This window comes from Xylanimonas ulmi, from assembly GCF_004216535.1.
Classification (GTDB): domain Bacteria; phylum Actinomycetota; class Actinomycetes; order Actinomycetales; family Cellulomonadaceae; genus Xylanimonas; species Xylanimonas ulmi.
This window is the reverse complement of record NZ_SGWX01000001.1, coordinates 3,578,498-3,591,222: the sequence shown is the minus strand read 5'-3', so window position 1 is coordinate 3,591,222 and position 12,725 is coordinate 3,578,498. Positions and strand designations below refer to the sequence as shown.

The 12,725-nt window shown below is 74.7% G+C and carries 12 protein-coding genes and 1 tRNA gene; 7 read left to right on the top strand and 6 right to left on the bottom strand.

All coding sequences use genetic code 11. From position 1 onward, the window contains the following. Positions 1-11 precede the first annotated feature (11 nt). Entirely contained in the window at positions 12-782 is a 771-nt protein-coding gene (locus tag EV386_RS16475) for a hypothetical protein (RefSeq protein WP_130416373.1), read from the bottom strand. Positions 783-1,180: 398 nt separating this feature from the next. On the opposite strand from EV386_RS16475, the gene EV386_RS16470 reads away from it, so the two are divergent. Further along, on the top strand, positions 1,181-1,429 hold the full coding sequence (locus EV386_RS16470; protein WP_130416372.1) for a hypothetical protein: 249 nt from the start codon (positions 1,181-1,183) through the stop codon (positions 1,427-1,429). A 67-nt stretch (positions 1,430-1,496) separates the two neighbouring features. On the opposite strand, the gene EV386_RS16465 is transcribed toward EV386_RS16470, so the two are convergent. From EV386_RS16465 to tmk, 4 genes are all read right to left on the bottom strand, one after another. Next, positions 1,497-1,569, bottom strand: a tRNA-Thr gene (locus EV386_RS16465). A 73-nt stretch (positions 1,570-1,642) separates the two neighbouring features. Then, complete coding sequence (locus tag EV386_RS16460) at positions 1,643-3,196, bottom strand: alpha/beta hydrolase (RefSeq protein WP_130416371.1); 1,554 nt, start codon at positions 3,194-3,196, stop codon at positions 1,643-1,645. Positions 3,197-3,294: 98 nt separating this feature from the next. Further along, positions 3,295-4,455: a DNA polymerase III subunit delta' gene (locus tag EV386_RS16455; RefSeq protein WP_130416370.1), complete on the bottom strand. Its 1,161-nt coding sequence runs from the start codon at positions 4,453-4,455 to the stop codon at positions 3,295-3,297. Continuing rightward, positions 4,452-5,183, bottom strand: a complete 732-nt coding sequence (gene tmk / locus EV386_RS16450; protein WP_130416369.1) for a dTMP kinase — start codon at positions 5,181-5,183, stop codon at positions 4,452-4,454. The genes EV386_RS16455 and tmk overlap by 4 nt, the downstream gene beginning before the upstream one ends. Positions 5,184-5,362: 179 nt before the next feature. Between tmk and EV386_RS16445 the strand changes: the two genes are divergently transcribed. Continuing rightward, positions 5,363-5,761, top strand: a complete 399-nt coding sequence (locus tag EV386_RS16445) for a pyridoxamine 5'-phosphate oxidase family protein (protein ID WP_130416368.1) — start codon at positions 5,363-5,365, stop codon at positions 5,759-5,761. Between the two features lie 12 nt (positions 5,762-5,773). Here the strand turns inward: EV386_RS16445 and EV386_RS16440 are convergent, their stop codons facing one another. Continuing rightward, positions 5,774-6,829: a Gfo/Idh/MocA family protein gene (locus EV386_RS16440; protein ID WP_130416367.1), complete on the bottom strand. Its 1,056-nt coding sequence runs from the start codon at positions 6,827-6,829 to the stop codon at positions 5,774-5,776. Positions 6,830-6,963: 134 nt separating this feature from the next. Between EV386_RS16440 and EV386_RS16435 the strand changes: the two genes are divergently transcribed. From EV386_RS16435 to EV386_RS16415, 5 genes are read left to right on the top strand one after another with little or no spacing between them, the layout of a single operon-like run. Beyond that, positions 6,964-7,683, top strand: a complete 720-nt coding sequence (locus tag EV386_RS16435) for an NUDIX hydrolase (RefSeq protein ID WP_130416366.1) — start codon at positions 6,964-6,966, stop codon at positions 7,681-7,683. After that, complete coding sequence (gene nadA / locus EV386_RS16430; protein ID WP_130416365.1) at positions 7,680-8,981, top strand: quinolinate synthase NadA; 1,302 nt, start codon at positions 7,680-7,682, stop codon at positions 8,979-8,981. The genes EV386_RS16435 and nadA overlap by 4 nt, the downstream gene beginning before the upstream one ends. Further along, the gene (gene nadB, locus EV386_RS16425) at positions 8,981-10,603 is read left to right on the top strand and encodes an L-aspartate oxidase (protein ID WP_242608019.1); all 1,623 of its coding nucleotides are present in this window, start codon (positions 8,981-8,983) and stop codon (positions 10,601-10,603) included. Before nadA ends, nadB begins: the two co-directional genes overlap by 1 nt. Further along, complete coding sequence (nadC, locus tag EV386_RS16420) at positions 10,600-11,463, top strand: carboxylating nicotinate-nucleotide diphosphorylase (RefSeq protein WP_165399979.1); 864 nt, start codon at positions 10,600-10,602, stop codon at positions 11,461-11,463. Before nadB ends, nadC begins: the two co-directional genes overlap by 4 nt. Before the next feature lie 3 nt (positions 11,464-11,466). After that, complete coding sequence (locus EV386_RS16415) at positions 11,467-12,672, top strand: cysteine desulfurase family protein (protein WP_130416364.1); 1,206 nt, start codon at positions 11,467-11,469, stop codon at positions 12,670-12,672. The last annotated feature ends 53 nt before the right edge of the window (positions 12,673-12,725 follow it).

Here is a 12,725-nt window from a genome sequence, read left to right as displayed (position 1 = left end):
GGCCGGTGCGGTTACCCGATGACCTCGTACCTGCCCCAGCCGATCTCAGCGAACTCGGCCGCTGCGCGCGCCAGGGCGCCCTCACGGGTTGGCGACGTGGTGTCGAACAGCGGCACATTCGAAGGCTCCGCTGGCTCCCACCCAAGACGACCCACCGACCACGACCCCGCTCCAAAGTGCGGTTGGAGGTTGAAGTAGGCGACGCGGAACGCACGCACTCCGCAGTCGCGCATGGCCTCGACCAGCGCGGTCAGTTGGCTGGACGCCACGTTCACCTCGTCGGTCCCGACCGCCCGCTGGGGAACCGCCTCGATGTCAGCGCGGACTTGGTCGGGCAGTGGCCCGTCCGGGTCGACCACAAGGCCGCCTCCATCACCACGTGGCGAGACGTACACGGAGGCTCCGGTCGCTCGCACGGCTTCGATGTAGTGGAAGGAGACGCTCTCGCCCACCTCGGCGGAGAAGTCCCGCGTCGTGTCCACGATCACACCGTCGGGGTAGACCATCTCGATCTCCGGGAAGTCGTCCAGGTCGTTGCCCGCCAGGGACCACTCGAACAGGCGCTGGTGCCTCTCGCCCGCGGGCTCCGGCTCCGGCTCCGGGGCGAGCAACCAGACGTCGCAGCCATCCGGGATGGTCGCGCGCACGGCCTCGATGTCGTCCCACGCGACGACAGTCCCGGTGTCGCAGATCGCCTCGCGCTCGGCGTCGGCGGTCTCTGTCACGGAGGTCTCGGCGGCGGCGCCTGGGTCCAGGACGCAGGCGGAGAGGGTCGCGGTCATCGCGGCCGCTAGCGTCAGCGCGGCGGTGCGGCGGCGGAGTCGGAGTCGGAGTCGGACGGTCACACGAACCATCGTCGGGGGAAGTGGGGGCGGGGCGGACCGGTCGGCGCGCGACCGTGACTCCAGTCGGCGTAGCGCGCACGGTGCGGGGTCCGGCTGGTGACGTCTGGGCCATCAACCCCTGCCGCGACACCGGCGGACACCCCGACGTCGGATGCTCGCACACGCCGACCTCCCGACGACCCGGGCGAGACGGCCACGAGTAGGCCCACCCCTGTCACCCCCGCGCGCGGCCGGCGCGTCACCGGTCGCCGTGACGGTACGCCCGTCGCGCGGTCGCCGCGACGTCAGCGGCCGCTCCATGGCGCGGCGGCGCGGCCCCTACTAGCCTGCGGCACATGGTCCGCCGCGCCGCCACCGCCCTGACCGTGCTCGCGGTCGTGTTCGCCGCGTTGGCGGTGGCCGACGCCCTGCGCTGGGGCAACCGCGCGTATGTCTCGATGCGGTTCGGGCAATCGGGCGCCCAGGACTTCGCGACGTCGCTGGCCGGCCAAGCCGCCGCGGCGGGACAGCGCGGGCTCGCCCTGCTCGCCCTTGCGGCCAGCGCGACCGGGTGCGCGCTGCTGCTGCGCCGTCGTTGCGGTTGAGCCCGGCCCCGGGAACGACGAAGCCCCCCCACCTGTCTGCGCAGGTGAGGGGTTGTTTCTCCGTCTGAGCCGCCCGCGGGAATCGAACCCGCGACCTATTCATTACGAGTGAATCGCTCTGCCGACTGAGCTAGGGCGGCGTGCTGCGCCATCTCCGTGCGGATCGGCGAGCGCGCCTACAGTACCCGACGAGCGTGCCCGAGCCCAAACCCGTCAGCAGCGCAGGCCGTCCTGCGGCGTCGTCCCGTCGACGAAGTAGGCGTCGACGGCGTCGACGACGCACTGGTTCGAGCGCCCGTACGCCGTGTGCCCCTCGCCCTCGTAGGTCACCAGCACACCCGAGTCGAGCGTCTGGGCGAGGGCCTGCGCCCACGCGTACGGCGTCGCCGGGTCGTGCGTGGTGCCGATGACGACGATGGGCGGCGCGCCCGTCGCGTGCACGTCGAACTCCTGGGCCACGACCGGGTACGGCCAGTCGGAGCACACCAGGCCGGTGTAGGCGAAGAAGCGTCCGACCGTGGGCGCGGCCTCGTCGATCGCGGCGGCTTCGGCGCGCATCTGCGCCAGGTCGGTGGCGCCGCGCGAGTCGAGGCAGCCCACCGCGCGGAACGCTTCGGCCGAGTTGTTCTCGAAGGTCCCGTCGTCGTTGCGGTCGTTGTAGAAGTCGGCGAGGTAGAGCAGCGTGTTCCCCGTGCCCCGGTTGACCACCTCGCTCAGCGCCTGGGTCAGCGCTGGCCACGACTGCTGGTCGTACAGCGTGACCGCCACGCCGTAGAACGCGAGCGTCTGGGTGACGCGGCGGTTGGTCTGGGTCGGGTACGGGTCGGTGAGCGCGCGGTCGAGGATGCCGCGGATCTGGCGCATCCCGGCGTCGACGTCGCCGGTCAGCGGGCAGTCGGCGCCGCCCTGGCAGTCGGCCACGTAGTTGCGCAGCGCCTGCTCGAACCCGACGGCCTGCTGCGCGGAGGTCTGGTCGGCGTCGAGCGTGATGTCGATGGCGCCGTCGAGCACCATGGCGCCGACCCGGTCCGGGAACAGGCCCGCGTACGTCGCGCCGAGCTGCGTGCCGTAGGAGAAGCCGAGGTAGTCGAGCTTCGGCTCGCCGAGGACGGCCCGGATCAGGTCCATGTCGCGTGCGGCCGACTGGGTGTCGACGTTGCCGAGCAGCGCGCCGGTGTTCTGCCCGCAGGCGTCGGCCCACGCGGTGAACTCGGCGGCCATCGCCGCGAGTCCGGCGTCGTCGTCGTCGAAGTCCTTGCTGAGGGACAGGTCCTTGCGCGCGTCGTCGAAGCACCGCACGGGAGTCGACTGGCCGACGCCGCGCGGGTCGAAGCCGACGACGTCGTAGGCGGCGCGCAGGCGCTCACCGAGCCCCTGCCAGGCGGACGTGACGTAGTCGACGCCCGAGCCGCCGGGCCCACCGGGGTTGACGAGCACCGCGCCCTGCCGCGTGCCCGTGGCCGGGTGGCGTTTGAGCGCGAGGTCGATCGCTCCGCCGTCGGCGTCGTGCCACGACAGCGGCGCCGTGATCGTGGCGCACTCGAACCCGTTGTCGCAGCCCGACCAGTCGACGGCCTGGCCGTAGTACTGCTCGAACCCCTCGGGCGCCCCGGACATGTCGGGCGCCACGGTCGAGGCCGCGCCCGTCGGAGACGGGGACGGCGAGACGGCCTCGTCGGACGCGCGGGAGCAGCCGGCGAGAACGGCGAGGGCGAGGACCGTGAGGCCCGAGACGGCGGTCTTTGCGGTGACAGACGGCAGGCGCACGCGGCCAACCTACCCGCCCCGGATGGGCCACCCCGGCAAACGCCGAGAACCGCTGGCGTGGGCGGATCGAATGATCACCGCCTCGGCGCCGCCGGCGCTCAGCCCTGTGGCCGCAGCGCGATCGCCATCGCCTCGAGCGCGAGCAGCGGCGCGACGTTTCCCTCCAGGCGCTCGCGCGCCACGCCGATCGCGTCCATGCGCCGCACGGTCTGCTCGGGCGTCGAGTCGGCTGCGAGCGCCCGCACGACGGCGAGGTCGCCCGGGTCGAGCCCGTTGACCAGGTCGACGTCGGCGCCGAGCTGCAGCACCAGCACGTCCCGGTACAGCGAGAGCAGGTCGACCATCGAGCGATCGAGCACGTCGCGCTGGCGGCGGGTCGCCCGCCGCTTCTGGTCGTCCTCCAGTTGCTTGACCTGGCTGCGCAGCCGGGGCGGCAGCGTGTCGCCGTCGCCCACCCCGAGCGCGCGCAGCAGTTCGGCGCGCTCGACGGCGTCGCGCTCCTGCGTCGACGACGTCGCCTCGGCCTTGGCGACCTCGACCAGCTCGCCCGCGGCGAGCACGGCGTCGCCGACCCCGCGGATGCGGCGGGCGACCGACAGCACGGCCGAGCGCCGTCGTCGGGCCTCGGGGTCGCGCGCGAGGCGGCGAGCGAGGCCGACGTGCGACTGCGCCGCGCGAGCCGCCGCGAGCGCCAGGTCGGCCTCGACGCCGTCGCGCCGCACGACGAGCTCGGCGACCGCCTCGGGCGGCGGCACGCGCAGCGCGACGGCCCGGGTGCGCGATCGGATGGTGGGCAGCACGTCCTGCGGGCTGGGCGCGCACAGCACCCACACGGTGTGCGGCGGCGGCTCCTCGATGGCCTTGAGCAGCACGTTGGTGGTGCGCTCCAGCATGCGGTCGGCGTCCTCGACGACGATGACGCGGAAGCGGCCCATCGACGGGGTGCGCGACGCCGTGCCGATCAGGTCGCGCACCTCGTCGATGCGGATGGTGACCTGGTCGGTCGCGGCGACGGTGAGGTCCGGGTGGCTGCCCGCGAGCGTGGTCGTGCACTGGCGGCAGCGCCCGCACCCGCCGGCCTCGCCGTCGGTCCCGGAGCACTGCAGCGCGGCGGCGAAGGCGCGGGCCGCGACCGAGCGGCCCGAGCCGGGCGGCCCGGTCAGCAGCCAGGCGTGCGTCATCGAGCGCGGGTCGGCGACGGCCTGGCGTAGGACAGCGACGGCGGCGTCCTGGCCGACGACGTCGTCCCAGACGCTCATGGCGCGGCGTCCAGGCTCGGGGCGGGGGTGGTGGTTTCGACAGGCTCAACCACCGGGGCGGGGTCAACCACCGGGGCGGGGTCAGCCACCGGGGCGGGGTCAACCACCGCAAGGCGCAGGCGGGTGGCGACCGCGTCCCGCACCTGGGCGTGGACCTGCTCGACCGAGCCCGCGGCGTCGACGACGACCCACCGCTCGGGGTCCGCGGCGGCGCGGCGCAGGTACGCCTCGCGGGTGCGGCGGTGGAAGTCGTCGCCGGCGCGTTCGAGCCGGTCGGGGTCGCCGGTCATGCGAGCCGCCGACGTCGCGGGGTCGACGTCGAGCAGCACCGTCACGTCGGGCAGCAGGCCCTCGACGGCCCACAGTGACAGCCGCTCCACCTCGTCGGCCGACAGCTCGCGCCCACCCGACTGGTAGGCGACCGAGGAGTCGAGGTACCGGTCGGTGACCACGACGGCGCCACGGTCGAGCGCGGGTCGCACGAGCGAGGCGACGTGGTGCGCGCGGTCGGCGGCGTACAGCAGCGCCTCGGTGCGCGGGTCCATGTCCTGGCCGTGCAGGATCGCCTGGCGCAACTCGGCGCCCAGCGCGGTGCCGCCGGGCTCGCGGGTGACCACGACCTCGCGGCCGGTGCGCTCTGCGAGCCAGTCGCCCAGGAGGCGCGCCTGCGTCGTCTTGCCGCCGCCGTCGCCGCCCTCGAACGACACGAAGTACCCGGGTGTCCTCACTCCGGACACCCTAGCCGGGGCCGACGACACGGCCTGCGGCCAGGCGGGCAGTGGTCCACCTCACGTTCTCGTATGCGCCGCGGGGGTCGCTCGGCCGTTGTGGTCGGTCCACACTGGAGGCGATAGCGCACCAGGTCGCGCCCATCGAGGCGCAACGCCCAAATCGCCGGGGAGGACGTATGTCGGATCAGCCGAACATCAGAGAGCTCACCGAGGACGAGACGTGGGAGATCCTCGGCAAGCATCAGATCGGGCGGCTCGCCACCGCCGTCGGCGGCGATGTCGAGATCTTCCCGGTGAACTTCGCGGCCACCAACCGCCGCATCTTCGTGCGCACCGCCCCGGGCTCGAAGCTCGCCGAGATCGCGGTCAACGGGCACGTCGCCTTCGAGGTCGACGAGGTCGGCGCGGACCTCGCCTACAGCGTCGTGCTCAAGGGCGCGGCCGAGATCCTCGAGCACGACGACGACATCACCGACGCCGAGGCCACCGGCCTGCTGACGTTCCTCGACACGCACAAGCCCGTCTGGCTGCGCATCACGCCGACGGCCATGTCGGGCCGCCGCTTCACCCGCTGACACCTGCGCGAGTCACTCGCCGGGGTAGACCACGCCCACCTGGCGGCGCGCCTCGTCGAGGATCGCCATGACCTCCAGCGTGTCCTGCCAGGAGTGCCGCGGCGACGCCGTCGCGCCCGCCGTCACCAGCCGCGCGACCTCGGCCGCCTCGTAGGCCTTGCCCTCCCCGCGCGGGGAGGTGAACGTCCAGGACGTGCCGTCCTCGCGCGTCACCACGATGTCGGCGGGCGTGAAGAACTCGCGCGGCACCTCGATGCGTCCGCGCGTGCCGATGATGGTCGCGGCGTGCGGGCCTGCGGCGCGCGACGACGTGTGCAGCACGGCGTGGCGCCCGCCGTCCCACTCCAGGACGATCGCGACGTGGTCGTCGACCCCGGTCGCCGCGCGCGTCCCACGGGCGGTGACCGACGACGGCGCCCCGAGCAGGTCGTGCGCGAACGCGACCGGGTAGACGCCCAGGTCGAGCAGCGCGCCGCCCGCGAGCTCGGGCGCGAACAGCCGGTGGGCGGGGTCGTAGCGGAAGAACACGTCGAACTCGGCCTCGACCGTGACGACCTCGCCGATCTCGCCGCGCGCGATGGCGCCGCGCAGCGCGGCGACGTGCGGCAGGAACCGCGTCCACATCGCCTCCATGAGGAACACGCCTGCCTCGCGCGCGGCGTCGAGCAGGACGCGCGACTCGGCGGCCGAGCGCGTCAGCGGCTTCTCGACCAGCACGTGCTTGCCCGCGCGCACGGCGAGCAGCGCGTGCTCCAGGTGGTGCGAGTGCGGGGTGGCGATGTAGACGACGTCGACGTCGGAGTCGGCGACCAGGTCCTCGTACGAACCGTGCGCGCGGGCGCCTGGCGCGTGCGCCGCGGCGAACTCCTGAGCCTTGGCCGCCGAGCGCGAGCCGACGGCGCTCACGCGGGCGCGGGTGCGCTCGCGCACGCCGTCGCTGAACGAGGCGGCGATCGACCCGGCGCCGAGCACGCCCCAGCCGATCGCGGGGGCGTCGAGCAGGTCGGGCACGGCGCCGTCGAGGTCGGCGGCGGTCAGGCGGGGTGCGAAGGAGCGGGGTTCGGGCATGCCCCGACGGTAACCCGCGGCGCGTCCACGTGACGGACGGCGTTGTAGTCGCTCCGACCTGAAGTGTAAGATTTGTTCTAGTCACCCTGACACTTACTTAGGTCAGACCACCAAAGCCATCCCCAGGGGGGTGCATGCGCGCCATCGGCCTCGCCGTGTCCACGGTCATCTTCGCGCTACGCCCACACCCCGCCACCCAGCGCCCGGCGCTGTCGATCCCGCTGGTCCGGCGCACGCGCGAGCCCTACGCCGGACGATGGGCGCTGCCCGGCGGCTGGGTCGACCCCGACGAGTCGCTCGCCGCGTCGGCGGGCCGCACGCTCGTGGAGACCACGGGCGTGCGCCCCTCCTACCTGGAGCAGCTCTACACCTTCGGCGCCCCCGACCGCTCCCCCACCGGCCGCGTGGTCAGCGTCGTCTACTGGGCGCTGGTGCGGCCCGAGCAGATCGGCGAGCGCACCGACGCCGCGTTCGACTCGGTCAACGTCCGCTGGTTCGTCGCCGACGACATCCCCCACCTGGCGTTCGACCACGACCGCATCGTCGAGTACTCCCTGTGGCGCCTGCGCACCAAGGTCGAGTACACCGCCATCGCGCAGGGCCTCCTGGGCGAGACCTTCACCCTCAGCGAGCTGCGCCAGGTCCACGAGGCCGTGCTGGACCGCGAGCTCGACCCCGCGAACTTCCGCCGCCAGGCGGAGGCCTCCGGCGCCGTCGTCCCCACCGGCGAGCGCCTGACCGGCGGCCGACACCGGCCGCCCCGCCTGTACCGCTTCGACACGTCGGCCGCCCTCGCGGACAACGGTCCGCTGGGCGCCGACGACCCGTTCCCTCCCTCAGGAGAAGAGCAATGAACTCGGTCAACCTCCTCGTCCAGTCCGAGCCGGCCGCCACCTGCGCGCCCGACCTCGCGCAGGGTCCGTGGGACTTCGACACCGTGCCCGGCTACGGCCCGGGCGCCTCGCTCGGCGACGTCGCACCGCCGTCGGCCCCCCGCCAGGGCGCCCTGCCGGCCGAGTACCGCGAGTCGTCCGACGACGAGCTGCGCGCGCGCATCACGGCCGCGCGCGAGGCGCTGGGCTCGCGCGTCGTCGTGCTCGGCCACTTCTACCAGCGCGACGAGATCGTGGCGCACGCCGACTTCCTCGGAGACTCGTTCCAGCTCGCGAACGCCGCACAGACCGTGCCCGACGCGGAGGCGATCGTCTTCTGCGGCGTGCACTTCATGGCCGAGACGGCCGACGTGCTCGCCAAGCCCGGCCAGGCGGTGATCCTGCCCAACCTCGCCGCGGGGTGCTCGATGGCCGACATGGCCGACATCGATTCGGTCGAGGACGCCTGGGCCCAGCTCGAGGCGCTGTACGGGACCGAGCCCGACGCCGACGGCCGCGTGCCCGTGATCCCCGTGACGTACATGAACTCGGCCGCCGACCTCAAGGCCTTCTGCGGGCGCCACGGCGGCATCGTGTGTACGTCCTCGAACGCCGAGACGGTGCTGGAGTGGGCGTTCGAGCGCGCCCAGCGCGTGCTGTTCTTCCCCGACCAGCACCTGGGCCGCAACACCGCCAAGAAGATGGGCGTGCCGATCGAGCGGATGCCGATGTGGAACCCGCGCAAGCCGCTCGGCGGCTCGACGGGCGACGACCTGCTGGACGCCCGCGTCATCCTCTGGCACGGGTTCTGCTCGGTGCACAAGCGCTTCACGGTCGACCAGATCGACCGCGCACGGGCCGCGCACCCCGGCGTGCGCGTCATCGTGCACCCCGAGTGCCCCATGCCGGTGGTCGACGCCGCCGACGAGGCCGGGTCGACCGACTACATCCGCAAGGCCGTGGCGGGCGCGACCGAGCCGACGACCTTCGCGATCGGCACCGAGATCAACATGGTCAACCGGCTCGCCGCCGAGTTCCCGCAACACACGATCTTCTGCCTCGACCCCGTCGTGTGCCCCTGCTCGACCATGTACCGCATCCACCCGGGCTACCTCGCCTGGGTCCTGGAGGAGCTCGTGGCCGGCCGCACCGTCAACCAGGTCACGGTGCCCGACGACGTCGCCGCCGACGCCCGCGTGGCCCTGGAGCGCATGCTCGCGGCCCGCCCCAAGCCCACCCCGACCACCGCCGGCCCCGAGACGAAGGGGGCGGTCCGCTGATGCGCGTCGTCGTCGTCGGATCCGGCGCCGCCGGACTGCTCGCCGCCTACCGCGCGGCCACGCTCGGGCACGAGGTCGCCCTGGTCACCAAGGCCGACCTGCCCGAGTCGAACACGCGCTACGCCCAGGGGGGCGTCGCCGCCGTCATGCCCGAGGCCGATGCTGGGGACGACTCGGTCGAGGCGCACGTCGCCGACACCCTCGTCGCCGGCGCGGGCCTGTGCGACGTCGAGGCGGTGCGCCTGCTGTGCGCGCAGGGCCCCGAGCGGGTGCGCGACCTGCTCGCGCTCGGCCTGGACCTCGACCGTGTCGACGGCCCGGGCAGCGCGCTCGCGCGCGGCCGCGAGGCCGCCCACTCGGCGGCGCGCGTGCTGCACTCGCACGGCGACTCGACCGGCCTGTCGATCGAGATCGCCCTCATCGGGGCGGTGCGCACCGTGCCGCTCGAGGTGCACGAGCACACCATGCTGCGCGACCTGGTCGTCGAGGCCGACTCGCGCGGCGGGGACGGGCGCGGGACAGGCCGCCGCGTCGTCGGCGTCGATGTCGTGCGCGCCGATGGGACGTCGGCGACGCTGCGGGCCGACGCCGTCGTGCTCGCCACCGGCGGCGCCGGGCAGCTCTTCCGCCACACCACCAACCCCGAGGTCACCACGGGCGACGGCGTGGCCGCCGCGCTGCGGGCGGGCGCCGTCGTCGCCGACCTGGAGTTCTACCAGTTCCACCCCACGGCGCTGGCCGTGCCGGGCACGCCGCTCATCTCGGAGGCGGTGCGCGGCGAGGGCGCGGTGCTGCGCGACGGCGCTGGGCGGCGGTTCATGCTCGACGTGCACCCCGACGCTGAGCTGGCGCCGCGCGACGTCGTCGCCCGCGGGATCGCCGCGGCGATGGCCGCGCAGGGCGGCGCGCCCGTCTACCTCGACGCGACGGCGCTGGGCGGGCAGCGCCTGGCGCGGCGGTTCCCGGGCATCACGGCGACCCTGCAGACGCACGGGTTCGACTGGGGCGCCGAGCAGGTGCCCGTGACCCCGGCCGCGCACTACTGGATGGGCGGGGTGCGCACCGACCTGTCGGGCCGCACCTCCCTGCCGGGCCTGTTCGCGGTGGGCGAGGCGGCGTGCACGGGCGTGCACGGCGCCAACCGCCTCGCGTCGAACTCGCTGTTGGAGGCGCTGGTCTTCGGCTGGCGCGCGGCCGAGGCGCTCGACACGCAGGACTGGCCGACGCCGCCCGCGGCGCGCACGCTCCCCGTGGCCGCCTCGCGAGGCCGGAAGGTCTCCCGGCCAAATGGCGCGCTCTCGCGCGAGGCGCTGCAGGCGCTGCTGTGGGCCGACGCCGGGCTCGTGCGCGACGCCGCCGGGCTGCGGCGCGCGGCCGACGCGCTCGCCGACGCCCGCCCCGCCGCCAGCGGCGATCCGCTGCGCGAGCTGGAGGACCGCAACCTCATCGACCTGGGCCGCGCCGTCGTCGCCGCCGCGCTCGCGCGCACCGAGTCGCGCGGCGGGCACGCCCGCTCCGACCACCCGGCCGCCGACCCCGCCCAGGCCGTCTCGACGACGTGGCGACTGCCGGCCGCCGCGCTCGTCCCCGTCGCCGCGCCCACGACCGGAGCCCTCGCATGAGCCTGACCCCCGCCGCCGCCGTCGACGACATCCTCACGCGCGCCCTCGCCGAGGACGCGCCCTGGGGCGACCTCACCAGCGAGGCGTTCCTGCCCGAGGGCGCGCGGGCGCGCGCGGCGCTCGTCGCCCGCGAGCCGGGCGTCGCGTCGGGCCTGACCGTCTTCGCGCGGACGTTCACCCTGCTCGACCCCGCCGCCGTCGTCGACCCGCACGCCGCCGACGGCGACCGGTTCGCCGGGGGCGACGTGCTCGCCGTCGTCGACGGGGACGCCCGCGCGGTGCTGCGCGCCGAGCGCGTGGGGCTCAACCTCGTCCAGCGTCTGTCGGGCGTCGCCACGGCGACCGCCCGCTACGTCGAGGCGGTCACCGGGACGCGGGCGCGCGTGGTCGACACCCGCAAGACGACGCCGGGCCTGCGGGTGCTGGAGCGCGCCGCGGTGCGCGACGGCGGGGGGCACAACCACCGCTACTCGCTCTCGGACGCGGTGCTGGCCAAGGACAACCACCTCGCGGTGCTCGCCGCGCAGGGCGTCTCGGTGGGCGACGCGATCCGCGCCGCCCGCGCACGGCTGCCCCACACCGCGACCATCGAGGTCGAGGTCGACCGCCTGGACCAGGTCGAGGAGGTCGTCGCGGCGGGGGTCACCACGATCATGCTCGACAACTTCTCGCTCGCCGACCTGCGGGCCGGTGTCGCACAGGTCGCGGGGCGGGCCATCGTCGAGGCGTCGGGCGGCATCACACTCGACACGGTCGGCGAGGTCGCGCGCACGGGCGTCGACGTCATCTCGGTCGGCGCGCTCACGCACGGGGTCCGCAGCCTGGACCTGGGCCTCGACATCGCGACCGACGCGGTCTGACCCGTGCTCTACGCCGACGCCTCCGCGACGACCCCGGTGCGCCGGGAGGTGCTCGAGGCCATGTGGCCGTACCTGACGGGCGAGTTCGGCAACCCGTCCTCGACCCATGACCTCGGCCACCGCGCCGCGAGCGCGCTGGCGTCCGCGCGCGCCGACGTCGCCGCCGCGTTCGGAGCGCGGCCCGGCGAGGTCGTGTTCACCTCGGGCGGCACCGAGGCCGACAACCTCGCGGTCAAGGGGCTGGCGCTGGCGACCCCGCGCGGCCGGCACGTGGTCACCTCGGCGATCGAGCACGAGGCGGTCGGCCAGTCGGTCGACGCCCTCGCGCGCCTCCACGGCTTCACGGTCACCGTGCTCACCCCGCAGCCCGACGGCGTCGTGACCCCCGAGGCGCTGCGCGCGGCGCTGCGCCCGGACACCACGCTCGTGACCATCCACCACGCGAACAACGAGGTCGGCACGGTGCAGGACGTCGCCGCGCTGGCCGCCGTCGCGCACGAGGCCGGCGCACCGTTCCACACCGACGCGGTGCAGTCGGCGGGCTGGCTCGACGTCTCGCTCGCCGGGCTGGGCGTCGACGCGCTGTCGGTCTCCGGGCACAAGATCGGCGCGCCCAAGGGCGTGGGCGCGCTGCTCGTGCGCGCCGGACTGCCCCTGGAGCCCGTGCTGCACGGCGGCGGCCAGGAGCGCGGGCGCCGGTCGGGCACCGAGAACGTGGCGTTCGCCGTCGGACTCGCGGCCGCGGCGCGCGCGCTGCCGGCCCTGCGCGCCCGGGCGGGCGAGGTCGCGGCGTCACGCGACGCCCTCATCGACGGCGTGCTCGCGCGCGTGCCGGGGGCGCTGCTCACGGGTCCGGACCCGCGGCCCACGGCGCCGGCGGCGCCCGGCACGGCGAAGGCGGCGGCGCCCGGAACTGCGCAGGAGCCGGGGACCGCGCGCCGCCTGCCCGGCCACGCGAGCTTCTGCTTCCCTGGCACGAGTGGTGAGGCCGTGCTGCTGGAGCTGGAGCGGGCCGGGGTGACAACGTCGAGCGGGTCGGCGTGCGCGGCGGGCCGCGACGAGCCGTCACACGTGCTGCTCGCCCTGGGCCTCGCGCCCGAGGTCGCCCAGACGTCGGTGCGCCTGACCGTGGACGCGCCGTTCGACGCCGACGCCGTGGTGGCCGCCGTCGTCGCCGCGACGACGGCGGTGGGCCGCCTGGGCTCCTGAGCCGGGCCGCTCCCCCTCCACTCGGCAGTTTGTCGTCGGCTCGTGCGCTCGGG